Annotated in this window: 22 protein-coding genes; 11 read left to right on the top strand and 11 right to left on the bottom strand. The window is 45.6% G+C overall.

What is annotated here, in order from left to right:
- The first annotated feature begins 180 nt into the window (after window positions 1-180).
- Window positions 181-1,887, top strand: coding sequence for a transcription termination factor Rho (gene rho, locus KD145_RS18075; protein ID WP_212006809.1), 1,707 nt, complete (start codon window positions 181-183; stop codon window positions 1,885-1,887).
- A gap of 197 nt (window positions 1,888-2,084) precedes the next feature.
- On the opposite strand, the gene KD145_RS18070 is transcribed toward rho, so the two are convergent.
- From KD145_RS18070 to trmB, 9 genes are all read right to left on the bottom strand, one after another.
- Window positions 2,085-2,690 (bottom strand): outer membrane beta-barrel protein, encoded by a 606-nt coding sequence (locus KD145_RS18070; protein ID WP_212000483.1) that lies wholly within the window; start codon window positions 2,688-2,690, stop codon window positions 2,085-2,087.
- Between the two features lie 53 nt (window positions 2,691-2,743).
- Window positions 2,744-3,391 carry a TetR/AcrR family transcriptional regulator gene (locus tag KD145_RS18065; protein ID WP_256441221.1) on the bottom strand — a complete coding sequence of 216 codons (648 nt, stop codon included), beginning with the start codon at window positions 3,389-3,391 and terminating at the stop codon, window positions 2,744-2,746.
- A 294-nt stretch (window positions 3,392-3,685) separates the two neighbouring features.
- Entirely contained in the window at window positions 3,686-4,435 is a 750-nt protein-coding gene (locus KD145_RS18060; RefSeq protein ID WP_212000479.1) for a LytTR family DNA-binding domain-containing protein, read from the bottom strand.
- Between the two features lie 30 nt (window positions 4,436-4,465).
- Window positions 4,466-6,544 carry a histidine kinase gene (locus KD145_RS18055; protein ID WP_212000478.1) on the bottom strand — a complete coding sequence of 693 codons (2,079 nt, stop codon included), beginning with the start codon at window positions 6,542-6,544 and terminating at the stop codon, window positions 4,466-4,468.
- A 21-nt stretch (window positions 6,545-6,565) separates the two neighbouring features.
- Window positions 6,566-6,796 (bottom strand): 4a-hydroxytetrahydrobiopterin dehydratase, encoded by a 231-nt coding sequence (locus KD145_RS18050; protein ID WP_212000477.1) that lies wholly within the window; start codon window positions 6,794-6,796, stop codon window positions 6,566-6,568.
- Window positions 6,797-6,890: 94 nt separating this feature from the next.
- On the bottom strand, window positions 6,891-7,334 hold the full coding sequence (locus tag KD145_RS18045; protein WP_212000475.1) for an IPExxxVDY family protein: 444 nt from the start codon (window positions 7,332-7,334) through the stop codon (window positions 6,891-6,893).
- Window positions 7,335-7,368: 34 nt separating this feature from the next.
- Window positions 7,369-7,791: an MGMT family protein gene (locus KD145_RS18040; RefSeq protein ID WP_212000473.1), complete on the bottom strand. Its 423-nt coding sequence runs from the start codon at window positions 7,789-7,791 to the stop codon at window positions 7,369-7,371.
- A complete protein-coding gene (locus tag KD145_RS18035; RefSeq protein ID WP_249219851.1) occupies window positions 7,721-7,867 on the bottom strand; it encodes a DUF5522 domain-containing protein in 147 nt (48 codons plus the stop codon). Before KD145_RS18035 ends, KD145_RS18040 begins: the two co-directional genes overlap by 71 nt.
- A 25-nt stretch (window positions 7,868-7,892) precedes the next feature.
- Window positions 7,893-8,600 carry a tRNA (guanosine(46)-N7)-methyltransferase TrmB gene (trmB, locus tag KD145_RS18030; protein ID WP_212000469.1) on the bottom strand — a complete coding sequence of 236 codons (708 nt, stop codon included), beginning with the start codon at window positions 8,598-8,600 and terminating at the stop codon, window positions 7,893-7,895.
- Window positions 8,601-9,068: 468 nt separating this feature from the next.
- Here trmB and KD145_RS18025 point away from each other — a divergent pair, with 468 nt between their 5' ends.
- Both KD145_RS18025 and KD145_RS18020 read left to right on the top strand, forming a co-directional pair.
- Window positions 9,069-9,536: an Lrp/AsnC ligand binding domain-containing protein gene (locus tag KD145_RS18025; RefSeq protein WP_029465139.1), complete on the top strand. Its 468-nt coding sequence runs from the start codon at window positions 9,069-9,071 to the stop codon at window positions 9,534-9,536.
- Window positions 9,537-9,600: 64 nt separating this feature from the next.
- Window positions 9,601-10,530 (top strand): tryptophan 2,3-dioxygenase family protein, encoded by a 930-nt coding sequence (locus KD145_RS18020; RefSeq protein ID WP_212000467.1) that lies wholly within the window; start codon window positions 9,601-9,603, stop codon window positions 10,528-10,530.
- Between the two features lie 4 nt (window positions 10,531-10,534).
- Here the strand turns inward: KD145_RS18020 and KD145_RS18015 are convergent, their stop codons facing one another.
- Both KD145_RS18015 and KD145_RS18010 read right to left on the bottom strand, forming a co-directional pair.
- Window positions 10,535-11,245: an alpha/beta fold hydrolase gene (locus KD145_RS18015; protein ID WP_212000466.1), complete on the bottom strand. Its 711-nt coding sequence runs from the start codon at window positions 11,243-11,245 to the stop codon at window positions 10,535-10,537.
- Window positions 11,246-11,350: 105 nt separating this feature from the next.
- Window positions 11,351-12,100, bottom strand: a complete 750-nt coding sequence (locus KD145_RS18010) for an SDR family NAD(P)-dependent oxidoreductase (RefSeq protein WP_212000465.1) — start codon at window positions 12,098-12,100, stop codon at window positions 11,351-11,353.
- 141 nt (window positions 12,101-12,241) lie between these two features.
- Between KD145_RS18010 and KD145_RS18005 the strand changes: the two genes are divergently transcribed.
- The 8 genes from KD145_RS18005 (at window position 12,242) to KD145_RS17970 (ending at window position 21,123) form a co-directional block, all read left to right on the top strand.
- The gene (locus tag KD145_RS18005) at window positions 12,242-12,964 is read left to right on the top strand and encodes a DUF4290 domain-containing protein (RefSeq protein ID WP_212000464.1); all 723 of its coding nucleotides are present in this window, start codon (window positions 12,242-12,244) and stop codon (window positions 12,962-12,964) included.
- Window positions 12,961-14,274 carry a UDP-N-acetylglucosamine 1-carboxyvinyltransferase gene (murA, locus tag KD145_RS18000; protein WP_212000463.1) on the top strand — a complete coding sequence of 438 codons (1,314 nt, stop codon included), beginning with the start codon at window positions 12,961-12,963 and terminating at the stop codon, window positions 14,272-14,274. The genes KD145_RS18005 and murA overlap by 4 nt, the downstream gene beginning before the upstream one ends.
- A gap of 106 nt (window positions 14,275-14,380) precedes the next feature.
- A complete protein-coding gene (gene gmk, locus KD145_RS17995; protein WP_212000454.1) occupies window positions 14,381-14,950 on the top strand; it encodes a guanylate kinase in 570 nt (189 codons plus the stop codon).
- 42 nt (window positions 14,951-14,992) lie between these two features.
- Window positions 14,993-16,258: a hemolysin family protein gene (locus tag KD145_RS17990; RefSeq protein ID WP_212000453.1), complete on the top strand. Its 1,266-nt coding sequence runs from the start codon at window positions 14,993-14,995 to the stop codon at window positions 16,256-16,258.
- Window positions 16,259-16,842: 584 nt separating this feature from the next.
- Window positions 16,843-17,700, top strand: coding sequence for a twin-arginine translocase subunit TatC (tatC, locus tag KD145_RS17985; RefSeq protein ID WP_212000452.1), 858 nt, complete (start codon window positions 16,843-16,845; stop codon window positions 17,698-17,700).
- A gap of 30 nt (window positions 17,701-17,730) precedes the next feature.
- Window positions 17,731-18,189 (top strand): ribose 5-phosphate isomerase B, encoded by a 459-nt coding sequence (gene rpiB, locus KD145_RS17980; protein ID WP_212000451.1) that lies wholly within the window; start codon window positions 17,731-17,733, stop codon window positions 18,187-18,189.
- 124 nt (window positions 18,190-18,313) lie between these two features.
- Window positions 18,314-19,822: a M28 family peptidase gene (locus tag KD145_RS17975; protein WP_212000449.1), complete on the top strand. Its 1,509-nt coding sequence runs from the start codon at window positions 18,314-18,316 to the stop codon at window positions 19,820-19,822.
- A 770-nt stretch (window positions 19,823-20,592) separates the two neighbouring features.
- Window positions 20,593-21,123, top strand: coding sequence for an HdeD family acid-resistance protein (locus tag KD145_RS17970; RefSeq protein WP_212000447.1), 531 nt, complete (start codon window positions 20,593-20,595; stop codon window positions 21,121-21,123).
- Window positions 21,124-21,295: the final 172 nt, after the last annotated feature.

Genomic DNA, 21,295 nt, shown 5'->3' with positions numbered 1-21,295 from the left:
AATCTGACTGATTAAGTTCATTTTCACATCTTCATCAGCAGTTCCTAAACTCAATCATTCCCTATCAAATTTAATAATCTAATTAAATTTCTTGACACAAAACAATTATTTGTAATTGGTGTATGTTGGTATGCAGTGGTACCCGCCTCACAACACTTCTAAAATTTGACAACACAGATGATGTACGACATCTTACAACTGAACGACATGCTCGTTCCTGAGCTGCTTGACATTGCTGAGAAGCTTGATGTTCCCAACGCAAAAAAACTGAACAAACAGGACCTGATCTACAAAATACTGGACAAGCAAGCAGTGATGGCCTCAGAAGATAACCAGTCCAACGGAGAAGAGAAAAAAGCACGTAAACGCAAACCTGTAAAGAAAGACGAAGCGCATCACGAAACGGAAGAACCCTCCGTTGCTGAAGAAAAACCAGCCGCAAAAAAATCTGCCAAAAAAGCTCCCGGTAAAACAAAAGAAATGGAACCAGAACCGGCTCCAGCTCCGGCAACTAAATCCAAAATAAAAGACTTTGATATAGACCTGGACAGCATTCCATCGCTCACTTTCGATGATGATGATGATATCATTATCCCGGCTTTCACTGAAGATGAAGTGGAAGAAGAAGAGGAGGAAGAAGTGACTGCTGTTCCGGCTGCAGAAGAGGAAGAAGAGGATGATGATTTTGTGATGCCTGAAGGCATTGATACGGTTGCTCCTGCTGCGCAGAAACAGCGGTATCCTAAAAAGGATGCTATCTTCAACATCGAGTTTGATGGTGTAATCCTCAGCGAAGGCGTGCTGGAAATGATGCCCGACGGCTACGGTTTCCTCCGTTCTTCTGACTATAACTACCTGAGTTCCCCGGACGATATTTATGTTTCTCCTTCACAGATAAAACTCTTTGGCCTGAAAACCGGCGACACCGTTAAGGGTTCCGTTCGTCCGCCAAAAGAAGGAGAGAAATATTTCGCACTGCTGAAAGTGGAAACCATCAATGGTAAGTCTCCTGAAGAAGTACGTGACCGCGTGCCTTTCGACTACCTGACACCGTTGTTCCCTTTCGAAAAGCTGAAACTGACAACTACTTCCAATAACTACTCCACCCGTATCATGGATATGTTTACACCTATCGGTAAAGGACAGCGCGGCCTGATCGTTGCGCAGCCTAAGGTAGGTAAAACCATGCTGCTGAAAGAAGTGGCCAACGCCATCGCTACCAACCACCCTGAAATTTATCTGATGGTGGTACTGATCGATGAACGTCCGGAAGAGGTGACTGATATGGAACGCAGTGTGAAAGCAGAAGTAATTGCTTCTACCTTCGATGAACCAGCAGAGAAACACGTAAAAGTGTCTGCTATCGCTTTGCAGAAAGCCAAACGTCTCGTAGAATGCGGGCACGATGTAGTTATCCTGCTCGACTCCATCACACGTCTGGCAAGAGCTCACAATACCGTGGCACCCGCATCCGGTAAGGTGTTGAGTGGTGGTGTGGAAGCCAACGCGATGCAGAAACCAAAACAATTCTTTGGTGCTGCCCGTAAAATTGAACATGGTGGTTCACTCACTATCCTCGCTACAGCACTGATAGATACCGGTTCCAAAATGGATGAGGTGATCTTCGAAGAATTTAAAGGTACCGGTAACATGGAGCTCGCGCTCGATCGTAAACTGGCTAACAAACGCATCTTCCCGGCTATCGATGTATCTGCATCTTCTACCCGCCGTGATGACCTGCTGCTCGACAAAGACTCCCTCAAACGTATCCATATCCTGCGCAATCACCTGGCAGATATGAACACTGACGAGTCTATGCACTTTATGCTCCAGCACATGCGTGGCACTAAAAACAACGAAGAGTTCCTGATCTCCATGAACGGATAATCAGATTCTTTCTAACATAATGAAGCCCCGCCGGACAACCGGCGGGGCTTTTTGTTGTGCATCATGTGCATCAATATGTATCAGGCAAATTAAAAAGTACCAAAAGCAAAAATCCCGCTACAGTAATACTGCAGCGGGATTCTCCAATCTATCTAACCTTTTGACTTTCTTATGTATAACATCAATCAAATTCTGGATTAGAATATGAAGTTAACACCCAGGTTCAGCTGTTTAGTGAAGTTGAAGTCGAAGTTGCTAACGTTTGTTTTAACTCCGGTTGCTTCATTTTTATGCTGAACATAAGAGTAACCCAGACCACCGAATGCACCTTCAATCATGAAGTGTTTGGTCACGAAGTAAGTGATACCAGGCAGTACGTTTACGTTAAAGCCATTGATGGTTTCAGTTTTTGTGTCACCTACTTTAGTGTTACCAAAACCGTAGCCAGCGTTAGCTTCAGCAAAGAAAGCAAATTTGCTCTGACCGATCATATGGTAGTTACGGGCGAAGATACCAGGAGTGATTTCCAGGGTTTTAGTTTTTACGCCGGATACTGCTTTTTCGGTGCCGAACTGAGAGTTGGCAAATACACCGATTACCCAGTTAGAGTTCAGTGCATAACCTACTTTAGGGCTGATACCGAAAGTAGTGTTTGTTTCTTTTGCATCAGTGCCTTTTACTTTAGCAGAAGTGGTGCTTACGTTAACATTTCCGCCCAGGATAACATCGCCTTTTGATAACTGTGCCTTTGCTACTTGTGTGCCGAACAGTGCTACTGCGGCCATTACAATCAACTTTTTCATCTTTCGTAAAATTTAAATATACATTAAAACTGTTCTCTCTTTCTTTGATTCTTCTACATACATGAATGCCGATCCTGGTTGATTGTCGGTTTATATCTTAATCCATTAAAGAAAATATACAATACTTGTCTTTCCCTTTCCATAAAGCATCTCAGGCCATTCCGGTCATGAGGGTCAAAACCTGTCGCCTGCCATTTGCACCATATTACCCATAAGCCAAATAATACGTTGACAAGCAACTGCGCCGTAGCTTCAGGATCAGTGGCTTCATTCAGCTCACCAATGCTGATCCCCCTCCGGATAGTGGCAGAAAGAAAAGAAACTTCCACGGTCTGCAACAACTCTATCGTTTGCCGCATCCGGCTGGAAGGAACATCCTTGATCCATTCGTTTATCCCGAATAAAAAATGATACTCCACCAGCATCCTCTCTTTCAGCTCCAGATAACGGTTGATGATCGCATCTGTGGAAGTGGCTTCTTCCACATAAGCAGACATATCAAAAAAACAATCTGCTATCATACGCTCCACCACCGCTACGTAAATGGATTCCTTATCTGAAAAATAGTAATACAAAGAACCTTTCGAGATTTCCAGATCCCTGGCGATCTCTTCCATGGTAGTTTTAGACAAACCGAACCGCTTGAAGCGCTTTAAAGCAGCCTCTAGAATTAACGTCCGCTTTTGGTCTTGTTCTGCCATAGATACTCCGTCAATACTGTAGTCTGACTGTCTGACTATTTTGTTTGACGGGTCAAAAGTACGATCAAAAGTTATTCCACCAAATTTTTTTGTTAAATTATTGTTACGTATTCTCCGCGCAAAATGTTAAAAAGGGAAAAAAAAGGGTAGAGGGCGTCAGACCGGTTAAAAAATGTGGTTTTTCTTGGATGAAATTGAAAGGGCCACCAGAAAATATTGAAATTGAACAATCAGAAAGGCGCAAATACCTTAAATATCAGTATATAAGAATAAGTAAATCCCTGTATATACCCGCTACCGCTGCATCCGGTTCAGTAAGTCCTTTCTCCGGCGTTCGGTAATGTCCAGCACAATACCGCTTTTCAGCATCACCTTGCCCAAATGCGGATCCACCTGGCTGATATTGGCCAGCTGCACCATCTGGGTATTGTTGACCTGGTAAAACTGCAACGTGGAAAAAAGATCTGCGTAATAACGGAAAGGCCGCTCTGCCTGCACCTCCACTCCGGAATCCAGCCGGAACAGGCAGTTGTCCTGCTGCGCTTCAAAACATTCTACTGCAGGTAAAAATATCGTACGTTCTTCTCCGTTAGTGTCATATATCAGCAGCTTCCAGGATGCATGCTGTACATTGTTGAAATTCTCCAGCAACACCTCATACCGCTGCTTACTGCTATTATTGGCAATACGTGTTTTGACCAGTGTTACCGCCTGCAGCAGGCTCTCCTTGTCTATTGGTTTTAGAATCAGCTCCACTTCACTGCAACGGATCACATGCAGAAACTTTTTCTCAAATGCGGTCACAAACACCGCTTCAAAAGCCACTTCCTGCTGAGTGCCGGTGAGTACATCAAATCCGGTGCCGTCGGGCATCTCCAGGTCCAGGAATACCAGCTCCGGCCGGTGCTCCCTGATCTGTGCAATACCTGCTGCACAGTCAGAAGCGGTAGCGGCCACCTTTACTTCCGGGCAATATTTCTCCAGCATCAGGGCTATAATATCCCGGCTATTCCTCTCATCATCTATGATGACTGCTTTTATCATTTTAATACTAACGTTTAAGAATATACTTTTTTACAGCTGTGGAATGAGAATCCTGACTACAGTACCACTGTCTTCCTCATTACGTGCCGATCTGTCAATTATCTCGATATGGATTTCCGTATTATACATCTTATTAAGCAGCTCCGCTCTGTTCTGGCTCATCTCCATGCCGGAAGACTGGTGATGCTGGGGCAAGGTGCGCAATGACCTCGACCGGGCAATACCAATGCCGTTGTCGGCGATTACGCATTCCAGCATATCAGCGGCTACCTGATTAAAATGGATGGAGAGATGGCCAATCGGCTGCTGCGGATTAGTCATACCATGTTTGACGGCATTCTCCACATAAGGCTGCAGCAACATAGCCGGAATCTCCAGTTCGGCCGTGGCGATCTCCGGATCTACTACAATTTCATACTCCATTCTGTTTTCGAAACGCATTTTCTCCAGACCCAGATAAGTATTCAGGTAGGTGATCTCATCGGCCAGGGATATGAAGTTGCGCCGTGAAAAATCAAGCGTTTTGCGGATCAGATAGGAGAAGTCCGACAAATATTTCTGGGCATACTCATAATCCCGCTGCATCACAAACAGCTGGATAGAGTTGAGGCAGTTAAAGATAAAGTGAGGGTTTATCTGCGCCCGGATGGCCTTCAGCTCTATCTCCGTCAGTTTTTTATCATACTCTGTCTCCAGCTGTATCTTTCGTTGTTCTTCCAGCTCCTGTTTTTTACGGAGAATTTCCGTGGTCTGTTCTTTTACCAGTTCTTCCAGTTGCTCGTTGAGTTTGCGTTGCAGCTCCTTGTTTTTGTTGAGCTGTTTGATCAGCAGTTCTTGCGTCCGTGTTCTTTCAAGGTGTACCAGTTTGTTACGATAACTGAGGCCGGCCAGGAAAAACATGGCCTGCAGCAGTACGCCGCCGATCAGCAACATACTGGGGGCGGCCAGTTCACCCAGTGCACTGAGCAGCCCCAGTGGCCGGATGTGCATAAGGAAAGAGCCCAGGCAGGCCAGATACAGACATACAGACCCATACAGGAAAAAACGCACCAGCGGGTGATGCCTGGAGCGTTTGGCCAGCGCTACAAATACTACCAGCAGCGGTATCAGTGTACAAAAATATACATAACTATAGATGATCACCGGCAAATGATATTGTTCGATCATGATACAATACATACATACAATGATCAGCCCGCCCACAATAGTGGATACCCAGGCAAACACCTGTTCCATGAAAGGGTATCTTTCTTTCAGGTTCAGGAAGGTGTTGCCAAACATCAGGTACATGAGATAGAAACAAAACAGCAGCCCCGGAATGTCCCAGTAGTACTTCAGCATAGGCCAGCGGTGGAAGAAGGAAAGCTGATAGGGTTTGCTTTCCAGCCGCAGGGCGAAGAACAGTATCAGTCCCAGTATATAGATGGCAAAATAGATGTACGACCTGTCAGGCAACTGTATATAGTTGATGACGGAGATGCTGAAAAACACCAGCAGCATGCCCAGCAATACCTGTATCACTACCGTTTCCTTGCGGTAGGTGTCCTGCTGCCGGTTATGGAAGCGGGCAAAGGCCTGCTCGCTGAAGAGCATGGGCATGAGCGGATTTTCGTTGTATGATTTATTGATGATATGGAGATAGAATGTGCGGAACTGATGGGGAGGAATGTTGATGTTGAACCCGTAGTGGTCCCATCTTTCTACGCCTCCCTTGTCGGCCATCAGACCGGTTTGCATCAGCAGCCTGACTGTATCGCCGGGTGGTTTTTCGTACCAGTACATGAAGTCGTGCCATCCGGCAAAGAGAATGGCATTGAGGGGAGCAGCGCCTTCATTTTTTACCCTTAACTGCAGCCAGCAGTTGTTGACCTGTCCGTTATTTTTTTTGTAGTCATGAAAGAGTTGTGGGGATGGGGTAAAGGGCAGATGTGTCACCTGTTGTATGCTCAGGTGACCCTCTTTGTCGGAGAGGCTGTTTATGTAGGGACGCAGGTCCAGTTCCGAGGCAGCAAAACCGTCTTTTGCTATCAGGGTATCATGGGAGGGGTTAATGGCAAAGGCTCCTGCAGTATAACAGTACAACAGCATTAGGATAATAATGCGCTTCACAGATGGTGTATGAGATTTTGATTATAACAATTGATCGATGGCTTTCGCCATATTTTGGTCTTTCTCTGTCACCACGTTGCCGGCATCATGTGTGCTGAGGTATATTTCTACTGTATTGTAGATATTGATCCAGTAGGGATGATGGTCCATCTTTTCAGCTACCAGGGCCACTTTGGTCATGAACGCGAATGCTTCCCGGAAGTCTTTGAAGATAAAAGCCCGGTACAGTTGATTGTCTTTTTTTGCCCACATACAGCGGAATGTTTAAAGGTGAAAACAAGGCAATTCAGTAGGTTGCTGGTTCAAAATATTATGCTGGAAGCAGCTGTCGGTCTTAAATCCTGTCCTAAAAAATGAGGTTCATTCTATTTTTAATCTCTCTCGTATCCAGTAAAGATACTAATTGTACAAGCGGTACGAGGCGTAATTCGTCCAATAATTTTTTTATATCCGTAGCCTGGTAATAATCTCCTTTGATCAGCCAGAGGAAGTGGATGTGCTTTAGTTCAGGCAGCAAAAATTCTGCCTGGCAGTGGTTATTGTAAAAGTAGTGGGAGACGGAATTGGTAGGCTCGTTAAACTCCATCACTGTAAAATGGAAGGACCTGTTTTTCTTCGAAAGGGTAATTTCCAGGAGGTTGTTGACCCTGAAGTTGGTATATAGCTGCCGGTTGATCTGCCAGCAGAGCTGGTAATCGCGGGCGCTAGAGGCGATACCGATCAGGTGGGTGTTCTCAAAAAAATCTTCTACCAATTGCTCCTGGTCCAGTTTTAATTTGAGTATAGTCATAGTATAAAAATATTGCTGTACGGGAGAATGGTGATCAGTCCTTCTTTTTTACGGCGGAGGGTGCTTTTCGGGCGCCCGGGTCCCAAAATACGGTTTTAAAGTCGGTTATCTTGTCATTTTTTACCGTAACCCCTTCCTGTTCAAGTAGTTCCTGCATAAGGGTAGGGGTGGCAAAAAAATGTCGTCCGCTAAGTTCGCCGTTACGGTTGACTACCCGATGGGCGGGTACGACCGGCTTGACACGGCCGGCGCCGTTCATAGCCCAGCCCACCATCCGGGGCGTGAGTTTGATGTCAGCGGCTTCCGCGATGGCACCGTAAGTGGTGACACGGCCTTTGGGTATTTTACGGACTATTTTATAAACCACGTCAAAGAAAGAGGCGGGCTCACTGCCCGTCTTTTTCTTCGCTGCGTCGTTTGAGGAGGAGGGACTTTTTGGGTTCGGGTACGTTTTCATATGCAAATGGACAATGTTTACAACCGTTGCCACAACAGTAGCCGCGGTCTAGATGATACTTTTCGGTAAACACCATATAACCCTCCGCGTTATAGTAAAAATCAATCTTCTCCACCAACGGTTGCTTCATCGGAAGGCAGTTTTATGCTGCGCCAGTCCAGTCGGGAGGCGGGCAGCTGGAATCTGAGGTAACGGATGGTACGGCCGTCTGCCAGGTGCATGCCCTCGTAATAGGTCTGTATTTTCAGCAGTGACGGTACTTCCGGCAGCGCATATACATCCGGAATGTCTTCCAGCAGCGTCAGTCCGGAGGCAGCAATCACTTCCTGTGTAAAAGCGTACAGCTCCGGAGAATCTGTTTTCAGATTGATGGTAGCGCCTGTTGCCAGCAGTGGCTGGAATAGCTGCAGGAACTTCGGATGTGTCAGCCTTTTCTTGGATTTCGATTTACGAAGGAATGGGTCCGGAAACGTAATCCAGATATCTTTGATCTCTCCGGGAGCAAAATAATTGTCCAGTTTATCAATCTGGGTGCGGAGGAAGGCCACGTTATCGAGCGCTTCGTTAATGGCTGTTTTGGCGCCTCTCCAGATGCGGTTGCCTTTCAGGTCTACGCCGATAAAATTCTGGTCCTTGTACATGCGGGCGAGCCCAAGTGTATAATCTCCTTTACCACAGGCCAGTTCCAGCGTAACCGGATGATTATTCTTAAAATGTTCGTTCCATTTTCCCTGCATGCCTTCCGGATATATCAATACATTGGGGAAGGTCTCTATTTCTGCAAAGCGTTGTAATTTTTTCTGTCCCATTGAGGGCAAAATTAGCTTATTTTCTTGCAAAGGCACAAAGGGTGCAAAGAACCAGCTTATTGGCCTGGCTTCCTTTGCGGTCTCTGCGGGACAGGATCGCATAAAAAAAGCCCATAGATCAGTGATCTACGAGCTCTTTAAACCAATTGGCTGTAGGAGGAGGAGTCGAACCTCCACGGGGCAGTTAGCCATAGTACAATTAAGATTAGTGGTCAACCCATTTATACTACGTTTATCCCGAACTCCCCACCCCCGAGACAAGGGGGCATGTCTGCCAGTTTCATCATCCCACAATTTTGTATTATCATTACAGCCAGTGCTTTTCAATAGCCATTTGAATAATGATTATAATGCAAATCTAAAGGTAAGGCTGATTTCTTGCAAATTTTTTAAGAAAAATTTTTGAATTTTCGATATTTTTTAAATATTTGCATATAACTTTAAAACATTCAAAAACAAATTGTAAAAATGAGCCACAATTTGAATATTGACAAACTCGATTTGCAGATAATCAGCGAGATGATGAATAATGCTGAAATCTCCTACGCCGATCTGGGGAAAAAACTGTTCGTTTCCGGCGGCACCATTCATGTGAGAATGAAGAAATTGCAAGAACTGGGTATAGTTAAAGGTACTAAATTACATGTAGATCTGAAAATGATTGGTTATGATGTAATCGCCTTTATTGGTATCTATCTCGAAAAAAGTTCCATGTACGACACTGTCGCCAAAGAACTCCGCAAAATCCCGGAAATGGTACGCCTCAACTACACTACCGGCAGCTACAGCATGTTCGCAGAAATTATTTGTAAAGACATCACCCAGTTACGCCGTATACTCCACGATGAACTACAGAAAATAAAAGGCATTGAACGAACCGAAACCCTTATCTCTCTCGAAGAAAGTTTTTACCGCACTATCAACGTGGTGGAATAATTAAGTGCCCGGCCCTGAAAGCTACTGTAGTTGCTTTTTCACCCGGAATGCTTAATTTTCACCAATGGTTACAACAGAAATTGCCGAAAAAATCAAACGGCTGGAAGAAAAATATTCCGCCATGGGCCAAAACCTGTCTTCCTATCTCGACGGGCTCCTATACGCGGACTATCTGACATACTGGGATTATATCCAACTGGATGTTTTGCTCAACCTGCAACATCCGCGCACGCCGATTCCGGATGAAAACATCTTCATCATTTATCACCAGATAACGGAATTGTATTTTAAACTGACCCTGCAGGCTATCGATCAGATATGCCAGGCACCGGAATTGTCAGCAACGGTGTTTACCACCCAACTGAAAAGGATCAACAACTATTTCCGAAACCTGATCAACTCTTTCGAGATCATGGTGGACGGAATGGATAAAGAACAGTTCCTGCAGTTCAGGATGGCTTTGCTGCCGGCCAGCGGATTCCAGAGTGGTCAGTTCCGTATGATCGAGATTTGCTCCACCCGACTGCAAAATCTGGTGTATGAGCCCCAACGTGCGGACCTGATAAACAGTGAGCTGAATACAGTGCTGGACAATATTTACTGGAGAAGTGGTGCCACAGAACTGGCTACCGGTAAGAAAACCCTGACGCTGCGACAGTTTGAGCTCAAATATATGGGCCCCTTCCTGGACCTGGCCACCCGTTACGAACAACGTAATATCCAGTCAGCATATCTGCAGCTGCCGGAAGCAGACAGACAGGCCATCATCCCTCTGCTGAAGGAGTATGACCTGAATATCAACGTGCGCTGGCCCCTGATGCATTACAAATCTGCCGTAAGGTACCTGCACAAAAAACCGGAAGACATCGTGGCCACCGGCGGCACCAACTGGCAACAGTATCTGCCCCCGAAAAACAAACGAATCGTGTTTTTCCCGGAATTATGGACAGAAGAAGAATTGAACAACTGGGGAAAACTGGCTATGGGCGAATAACCCCCTATGCTATTTTCTGCGTAGTAAACCTCTTAATAAAATATGCCAGCAGCGGTACATCTGCCTTTTCCAGCGGATGTGCCGTATCCGGCAATATCGTCAGTTGAGCTTCCGGCAAGGATTTATATACTTCGATCGTTTCTGAAAAAGATACCATGTTGTCACGATCGCCCAGCAACAGCATACAGGGCGATGCTACCTGCGCAAAATCCTGCTGCTTTAACAGCGACTGATGCCCCAGCTCCGTTATCAGCTGCGCCGTACGTGATACTACTTCCTTCCAGTCATTGGACACATGCCTTTCCTGCAGTATTCTGGCAAACCCCGGTACCTTTTCTTCAATCAGTACTGGATCCAGTTGTTTAACCTCGTTGCTGGCCGTAGCCTCGTTCCAGTTGTATTTGGTGGCCAGTGTCATCACCCGGCCTATTTTTTCCGGATAATGCCGGGCCAGGTACATGGCCACATAACCACCCATGCTGTAACCAAATACATGCACAAAGTCGAGCTGCTGCCGGTCGAGGTATTCCAGCACTTCTGCGGCAAACACGTGGATACTAAAGCCATTGGTTGAAAATGGCACATCGCCGTGACCACTGAAGTTGATAATATGAACATCGTAATAAGGCTCCAGTTGGGCGGCCAGCGCCTGAAACTGTATCCCGGCGCCAAGTGCGCCGTGGAGAAGGAGTATGGGGAGTTTATTTTGCTGCATTAGAGATTTATGGATTAGAAATTTTGTTATCTGAAGGTCTTGCTACTTTAACAAAATAACAAAATCTCTACTTCTCTGAATCCATAAATCTCCAAATCCTGAAAATCATCTGGCCAGGTACGCCCCGTCTACCGGGTAATAACCACCAGTCACGAAGGAAGAAAGGGGAGAACTTAACCATAATACCAGTTCTGCTACTTCCTCCGGCTTGCCTAACCGGCCTATGGGATGCAACGCTATCAGTGCCTGCATCTCCTGCTGGCTCAGATGTTTTAATAAAGGGGTTTCTATAAATCCGGGACCTACAGCATTGATGCGGATACCCTTGGCGGAATATTCCATGGCAGCTGTTTGCGTAAGCCCTATCACCGCGTGTTTGGCCGCTACATAAGCGCAGGCCCCGGCAAAGCCTACAGCGCTCAGGATAGAAGCCATATTGACGATCACGCCGCTGCCGGCTTTTTCCATGACGGGCAACTGATAACGCATGCCATAAAACACCCCGTTCAGGTTGATGCTGATCACCTTTTCCCATTCACTGAGCTGGTAAGCACCGGTAGGAGCAGACTCACCTCCTATACCAGCATTATTGCAGGCAATGTCGAGCTGCTTGTATTGTTTCAGCGTGGCAGCCACCAGCTGTTCACATTCAGCCGCCCTGCTGACATCTGATTTTATAAAAACAGCTTTGCCACCGGCTTGTGTAATCCCTTCTGTGACGGCCTTTCCACCCTTTTCATCGATGTCACTCACCACCACGCTGGCACCATTACGCGCGTAAATTTCCGCTACACATTTGCCAATGCCGGAGCCTGCCCCGGTTACTAAGGCTACCTTGTCCGTTAAAAGTCCCATGTCATCCCGTTTTGGGTGTTTAACAATGCTGTACAGTTAAATGTTCCTTGTATTTTTTTGTTATTTTTGCATGGATGCAGTCACTTTACTATCTTCACTTTTAAGATGTTCCTACATCAATAATATTTTTAAATACATATAATGGAATATAATACCACGCGTAATTACCTGATAATGAAGGAATATGGCAGGAATATCCAGAAAATGGTGGAATTCCTGGTAACCATAGAGGATGATGAGGACCGCCAGCGCAATGCGATGGCAGTGATCGAATTAATGGGTACGCTTAATCCGCACCTGAGAAATGTGGAGGACTTCAGACACAAACTATGGGACCATATCTTTAACATATCCGGATTCAACCTGAATGTGGAATCTCCATATCCGACACCCACAAGGGAAGCCCTGCAGGCCAAACCGGACCGTTTGCCATATCCTAAAAAATATCCCCGGAACCGTCACTTTGGTAAAAACCTGGAACTGGTGATCGACAAAGCCATCCATGAAGACAACCAGGAAAAGAAGGAAGGGTTTACTCAATGCATCGGCAACTACATGAAACTCGCCTATTCCAACTGGCACAAGGAAAGTGTACATGACGATGCTATCAGGGGTGAACTGATGGCCATCAGTAATAATGAACTGGACTACCAGCCGGGAAATGCCAGCGTTAGCAGCAGTGTCAACACACAAACCGGCGGCATGACTTTCAATACCAGCGGCAACACCGGTGGCGGAGATCATTTCCGGTCCAACAAACGCAAAAACTTCCAGCAGAACAACAAGTTCAAAGGCAACAGCGGAGGCGGAGGCAAAAACAATAACAACAAGCACAATAACAAATACAAAAACAGGAACAAGTGAGCAGTGCCTTCGAAGTAAGAGGTGGCAACCGTCTGAAGGGGGAAATTATACCCCAGGGTGCCAAAAACGAAGCTTTACAAATCATTAGCGCCGTGATGCTGACTGCAGAGAAAGTCACCATTCACAATATTCCGGATATAGTAGATGTCAACCTGTTGATAGAACTGTTGGGAGATGCAGGCGTAAAAGTAAACCGTATCAGCCGTGATAAGTGTGAGTTTCAGGCCGACAATATCGACCTGGTCTATTTGCAGAGCGCCGATTTCAAAAAGAAATCCGGCAGGCTCCGTGGCTCCGTAATGATTGCCGGCCCGCTCCTGGCCCGGTTTGGAAAGGCATTGATCCCCAAACCCGGAGGTGACAAGATCGGCCGCCGCCGCCTGGATACCCATATCATCGGTTTTGAAAAACTGGGTGCCCGCTTCATTTACGATGCAGACGATAACTACTTCCGCCTGGAAGCCCCTGCCGGCGGACTTAAAGGCACTTATATGCTGCTGGATGAACCCAGTGTTACCGGTACCGCCAACATCGTGATGGCTGCAGTACTGGCACAGGGAACCACCACCATCTACAACGCTGCCTGCGAACCTTACCTGCAGCAGCTCTGCAAAATGCTCAACAGCATGGGCGCCCGTATCAGCGGCGTAGGTTCCAATCTGCTCACGATCGAAGGGGTGGCTACCCTCGGCGGATGCCAGCACAGCATGCTCCCTGACATGATTGAGATCGGATCTTTCATCGGTCTCGCTGCCATGACTCAAAGTGAGCTCACCATCAAAAATGCGGGCGTGGAAAGTCTGGGTATCATCCCCGACAAATTCCGCTCCCTCGGTATACAACTCGAGATCAGAGGAAATGATATCTATATTCCTTCTCAGGAATCATATGAAATACAGACCTTCCTCGATGGCTCCATCCTTACCATCTCCGACCACCCATGGCCCGGATTTACACCCGACCTGCTGAGCATTGTGCTGGTAGTAGCCACACAAGCCAAAGGCAGCGTGATGATCCACCAGAAAATGTTCGAGAGCAGACTGTTCTTCGTGGATAAACTGATCGATATGGGCGCACAGATAGTACTGTGCGATCCGCACCGTGCTGTGGTGATAGGCCTTGGCCGTCAGCACCAGCTGCGGGGCATCACCATGTCTTCTCCGGATATCCGCGCCGGTGTTTCCCTGCTGATCGCCGCCCTCAGCGCCGAAGGCAAAAGCACCATCCAGAACATCGACCAGATTGACCGCGGTTACCAGTACATCGACGAACGGTTGAGAAACCTGGGTGCCGATATCAAGCGTATTTAAACAAACTGTTAATACCTCCTCAAAACCCAAACTCCAGGAAACATTTTACTGGATTTTGGGTTTTGCATTTGAGGCAAGCTGCCTATTTTCGACTTTTATTATCATAATGGAAAAAAAGATCATCATTGTCACCGCCCCCTCCGGAGCCGGTAAAACAACCATCGTAAAAAAAATGCTGGCCAGCATGCCTGTTCTGGCCTTTTCAGTGTCCGCTGCCACCCGTACCGCCCGTGAAGGCGAAGTAAACGGAAGGGATTATTATTTCATGACCACTGAGGAGTTCCACACTAAAATTGATGAAAATGCCTTCGCAGAATATGAAATGGTATATGCCGGCAAATACTACGGTACGCTGAAGAGCGAACTGCAACGCATCTGGGATAACAGCCAGATACCGATGGTGGATATTGATGTAAAAGGAGCCCTCTCTATCAAAGAACACTACCACGATAAAGCCCTCACTATTTTTATCCAACCACCTTCTATCGATGCGCTGCGGACCCGTCTCAGCGAAAGGGGCACCGAAACACAGGCTTCACTGGACGAGCGTCTCGCCAAAGCACAGTACGAACTGTCTTTCTCTCATGAGTTTGACAGGATTGTTGTCAACGACGAACTGGAACGGGCCTACGAAGAAGTGAAAAATCTGGTAAATGATTTTTTGAATATAAAATAGCAGGGTGATCGTTGGTGTACCTAATTCGTTATTTTTGTTAGGATGGACGGATACACAATTATAATTCTAGTTTTCCTCGTACTGCTGGCGGCCTTCTTCTCAGGTATAGAAGCTGCCTTTGCCAATGTGAATAAACTCAGCATTGAGCTCAAAAAGAAGCAGGGGAGGGCTACCGGCAAAATACTGGCCGGTTTTAACGAGCATCCCAGCCGTTTTCTGGCTACCAGCCTCGTTGGTCTTACAATCACCGTGGTGATCTACAGCATCCTGCTCGCAGGCTTTTTTCAGCCGATCTGGGAAGCCAGTACTGCAGCACCTGAAAACGTGCCCATGCCGCTCGTGATTTTCCTGGAAATATTGCTGGCATCGCTGATAATGCTGTTCCTGGGCTTTTTTATACCCAGAGCCATTTTCCGGTCACGCCCGGAAGCACTGCTGAGCTTTTTCGCTCTGCCAATCTCTGTTGTGGCCAAACCGCTGTTCGTGATCGGCAATGTGCTGGTGTCTATTTCCGAATGGATGCTGAAATACCTCTTTAACGTGCGCATACTCGAAACACGCGAGTCCTTTACACGGGTAGATGTGGAGCATTTCATCCGGCAGTCGCAGCAGCACTTTGGTGAAAACCAGGAGCTCAACACCGAACTGTTCGAAAATGCACTGTCACTGGCTCATGTTAAAATCCGTGGCTGTCTGATCCCCCGCAAGGAGATAGAAGCACTCGATATCAAAAACCCTATCATCGACGCGCGGAAAAAGTTCATGGAAACAAAACTGTCCAAGATTATTATCTACGATGCAACAATCGATAATATTCTGGGTTATATTCATCAACTGGACATGTTTAAAAATCCGCAGAACATCGAAAGCATCATTCACCCGATACTGGCTGTGCCGGAAACAATGAGCGCCATCGATCTGCTGAGCAAGTTCAACAAAGAGCGCAAAAGCATCGCATGGGTTGTGGATGAGTTTGGTGGAACTGCCGGTATAGTGACCATTGAAGATGTACTGGAAGAAATCTTCGGAGAGATCAAGGATGAACACGATGAAGAAGAGTTCGTAGAAAAACAGATCGCCGAGAAAGAATATATTTTTTCAGGAAGATTGGAGCTTGATTACTTAAATGAAAAATATAGTCTGGATTTTCCGGAAGATGAAAGCGAAACGTTGTCAGGATATATCATCAATCACCATGAAACCATTCCCAAGATAAAAGAAAGGATCATTATTGGTGACTATGAGTTTGATATACTGAATGTTACAGACACACGCATCGAGATGGTAAAGATGAAAATTCTGGGCTGAGGTACCGTATTTTAGCAGATATTATACGATGTTTATATGATATAAAATTAATCGTAATGTTTGTATTAACGGTATAATAACAAATTTGCTAAAACGTTTTTTAAAAAAGTAGTAGGAATTTAACACGGATTGTATACATTTGCTGTGGATGATGTAACACAATGATTTGATTTTTGTTAAAAGGTTGTAAAAAAAGTGTTCCAACATTGATAATAAAATAATTCTTGTTATTTTTGTATTACAATATAAAAGCGACCAGTGATTCTTACTTATACTGAAAGCTTGCCATCAATTAGGTAAGTAAATTGAACTGGAAGCAAAAGACATTCTCGAATTCAACTTTTTTGGGGTTAACAAACAATGGATGAAAGGCCGGCTCTTGATTCTTCTCGGGCTGGCTCTTTTTTTTATCCCTACTCAAGCCAACACTACTGCTACTACGGCTCCCATTGCTACTCCTGTTGTCTTAAAAGACTATTAAAACCTCATACTTTATCTCGCTTCCACTGTAAATTGTAGACTTCAACAACTATATTTGTGATCCTGTAGAAAATATATTCAATACCGCTCGATCCTAATAAAACATGTTAAAAAAGTTTTTTTCAAATAACGAGGATAAGGCAGAGATGTCTTTTTTTGATCACCTCGAAGATCTCCGCTGGCACCTCGTAAGATCCGCACTGGCAATAGTAGCGTTTAGTATATTCGGATTTGTATATACCCAGGAGATCCTGGACAACGTGATATTCGGGCCTACCAACGCAAACTTCCCCTCCTATATCGCATTGTGTAAGTTGAGCCACTGGGTAGGTATGGGTGACAACCTCTGTATTACACCAGTGAAAGTGCAATTCCTGAACTACAAAATGGTAGGTCAGATTATGTTGCAGTTCAGACTGGCTTTCACCATCGGCTTTATATGTGCCTTCCCTTATATTTTCTGGGAGTTCTGGCGTTTTGTAAAACCCGCACTGAAGGAGAAGGAACTGAGATGGGCCAAGGGAGCTATCTTCTGGGTGTCTTTCCAGTTTTTCCTGGGCATCTGTTTTGCTTACTTCCTGATGGCGCCTTTTACCATCAACTTCCTCGCGTCTTATACGGTGACAACGAAAGCTATTAACCAGTTTTTTATTGATGACTATTTTGATTTGATGTCCCAGATTGTACTGGGTATGGGAGTGCTGTTTGAACTGCCGATACTGGTGTATTTCCTGACCAAACTAGGTATTCTCACTCCTGATTTCCTGCGTAATTACAGAAGACATGCGATCGTGGTAATCCTGATACTGGCAGCCATCATCACGCCTCCAGACCTCGTAGATCAGCTGATCGTGTTCACTCCTTTATACTGTCTATACGAAATCAGTATCTTTATATCCAAAAAAGCGATTCGCGAAAGAGAAGCGGCAGCGAAAAAACAAGAAGTGGAAGAATGGTCCTAAGGATACTTTCTAACAGTAAACAGTAATGCTATGCAACAACATACCTTTAACACTGCTTTGCCTGTAGCTATCGGGTCTGATCACGCAGGGTTTGAATACAAGGAAGAAGTGATTTCCTATCTGGAAGCAAAAGGATTCACGGTAAAGGATTACGGAACACATTCCAAAGATTCGGTAGACTATCCGGACTACGCACATCCGGTAGCTACAGCCGTAGAAAGAGAACAGGCTGCCTTTGGTATCCTCATCTGCGGTAGCGCCAATGGAGTAGCTATTACAGCCAATAAACACCAGGGCATCCGTGCTGCTATCTGCTGGGGAGAAGAGTTGGCAAGACTGGCACGTTCACACAACAATGCCAACGTACTGTGTATTCCCGCCCGTTTTGTGGATGTAGCCGTCGCTAATCAGATGGTTGATATCTTCGCTGAGACACCTTTCGAAGGCGGTCGCCATCAGAATCGTGTCAGCAAAATGGCCTGTCTGTAATGGTTTTTAACCATTCCCCACAAGCCTGGTCAACACATGATCATATTATTTGTATATTAAAGAGCCGGATGAAAGTCCGGCTCTTTCTTTTTATAGCTGTTACAGCTTCACCAAAATGTAGTTCATGAGACTTCTTGTCACGGTAGTATGTTTTCTTTTTCTGGCCAGTGCAGATGCACAGAAGACCTACCAGCCAGTTACCAACAAAACAATCGCCAGCCGGTACGGAGCAATGATCACTCCGGAATCTGCCAAAAAGCAGCTGTCTGTCATTGCCGGCGAAACCATGGAAGGACGGGAAACAGGTACCCGCGGGCAGGAGAGAGCCGCTGCCTATATCATCTCGCAGTTTAGGGAAGCGGGCCTGCAACCTGGTGCTAAAGGCGCATGGGAACAGCATTATCCTCTCTACCGCGACAGCCTGGAAACGGGCACGCTCACCTCAGGAGATCGTACTTTCCATTTTGGCCTCGACTTTTACGCCAGCGTTCAGGAAACACCTGATACCGATATCAACGCAGACATCGTTTATGCCGGCTACGGTATTATCTCGCCCGAGCGCAATGACTACAAAGGACTGGATGTAAAAGATAAAATCGTAATAGTCAGGGAAGGTGCTCCCTCCACGATGTCCAGAGAACTGGCCAACCCAACAGAAAAAGCTGCTGTGGCTGCTTTCAGAGGTGCCAGGGCTTTGCTGGTGGTGAGTAAGGGAGCTAACAGGTTCCGCGCACTGGACCAGCAATACATCCGCAAAACAGATATCTATAAAAACCGCGACACCAGCAGCAGAGCCGGCATCTATTACATTACGCCGGCAACAGCTGCCTTCATCATGGGCGGGGACAGTCTGCAGGCTGAAAAAGGAATACTGCCGCAAACTTCTGTCAGTCCGCTGCATATCGTTTTCCACAAAAAAGATCTGACCCTGTGGCCCTCCAATGTACTGGGCTATCTGGAAGGCTCCGATAAAAAAGACGAGATCGTATTTGTCACCGCACACTATGATCACCTGGGTATCGTAGACGGACAGATCTATTTTGGTGCGGATGATGACGGGTCCGGCACTACCGCCGTAATTGAAATGGCGAAGGCCTTCGGGAAAGCCGCCAAAGACGGCCACCGGCCCCGCAGAAGCATCGTATTTATGACCGTTTCCGGGGAAGAAAAGGGATTGCTGGGATCAGCCTATTATACAGCCAATCCGGTGTATCCGCTGGCCAGCACTATTGTGGACCTCAATATCGATATGATTGGCCGTGTTGATCCCGAACATGAACATGATACCAATTATGTATACCTCATTGGGGATAACAAGCTGAGTTCTGCACTGCGTCCTATCAGTGAAAACGCCAACAATACCTTTACCGGTTTTCAGCTGGATTATAAATACAATGATCCTGACGATCCGCATCAGTTTTACTATCGTTCCGATCATTACAATTTCGCGAGTCATGGAATACCGGTGATCTTTTATTTCAACGGTACACACGCAGACTATCATAAGCCCACTGATACCGTTGATAAAATCAACTTCAATCTGTTGGCAAGAAGAGCGCAACTTGTGTTTTACACAGCGTGGGAGCTGGCCAACAGGCCTGTACGATTGCCGGTAGATAGAAACGAACGATAACTGTGATCTGTATGATGCCGCTGATGTTCCTGATGAGCGGAGATCAGTACGAATATTTTAAAGAAATGAACCCTGTCTGATGTAGATGCAGACAGGGTTTGTTTTTTCTTTTTCTTTCTCTCTTCTCTTTATTTGATATCCTCATCAGTCTGAATTTTCATTGATAAAAAATCATATAACCTTCACCGTTATTCTATCAGGAGAATCAGGGGACTACTGTAATTCAAACGACCCAGGAAAAATATCAAAATGAATCACAGTTTCTTTTGGTTTTTTTAACAAAAAATTATAAATTGTGTAAGGAGTCCTAGCTTATAATAATAGATATATATATCCTATTTTTTATGTGAATCAATGAGTGAATGTAAGCATTGTCATTTGTGTGTGAATCGACGAGTTTTTTTCCGAGAGTCAGGCAAACCCTTAAAAACATTTTAGACTAACCTGTTGTTGTTCGAATCGGTATTTAATAATATCAGGCAGAGCCTGAGTCTATTCAGTTAGAGAACTTAGACCCTGCTTTGGTATCATTATAAAATTACCATCATGAAAACACCTGCCACCTTTCTTATGATAAACCATTGCTCTATCAGGATGTATGCATTAGTCCGCGGCAGAGTACGATGTTATCACAGTATTACCTAAGGAAGGTAGTTGACATTTATCGTTTTATAATATTATCCTGGGAAACTCAAGCATATACCTGATTGTTTAAACGCGATTTATCCTGTCATTTAGCCACTTATTGTGAATTATAAAACGAGAGATGCATGCGTAATTTTTATAGTGCCTATTGGTGGATTTTTTTGCTTAGAGGGATTTTTGCCTTGATTTTGGGGGTATTGGCTATTATATGGCCAGGTGCCACTTTCACCACGCTGATTGTTTTCCTGGGGGGCTACCTTTTTGTAGCTGGGCTGTTCGCTTTGATTGGAGCAATAGCTGCACGGAAAACAACAGAGAACTGGGGCATATTTCTGTTGTCGGGTTTGATAGGTGTTATATTAGGTTTCCTTACATTATACAATCCTTTTGCTACCGGGGCGGCGCTGGTCTTCCTGGTAGGTTTCTGGGCCATGCTGGCCGGTATTTTTGAAATCATTATTGCGATCAGGTTACGGGCGTTGATAACGGGTGAAGGTTGGTATATCGCAGGCGGGACCATTTCTATTCTCTTTGGTATCCTGCTATTATCTAACCCCGAAGCGGCTGCACTTACCCTGACGTGGCTGTTTGGATTTTATGCGGTGATATCGGGCATCATGCTGATATCGCTATCTCTCCGGTTAAAAAGAAAATAATTCGAAGGAAAATAAATTAAGAATCATAAGACCCTGTTTTTGTTCAACAAATTATCCCCAAATGCAATCTTATTCTCTAACTAAAACGAATATACGATGAGAATCAAGACACCTGGTTAGGGCACCTGTTCTCAGTCGGCTTACGGGTGTTGATACCACCCCACACCAGACG

The organism is Chitinophaga sp. HK235, from assembly GCF_018255755.1.
In the GTDB taxonomy this organism is placed as follows: Bacteria; Bacteroidota; Bacteroidia; order Chitinophagales; family Chitinophagaceae; genus Chitinophaga.
Note: the sequence above shows the minus strand (reverse complement) of the source record. Positions and strands in the feature narration are given on the sequence as shown.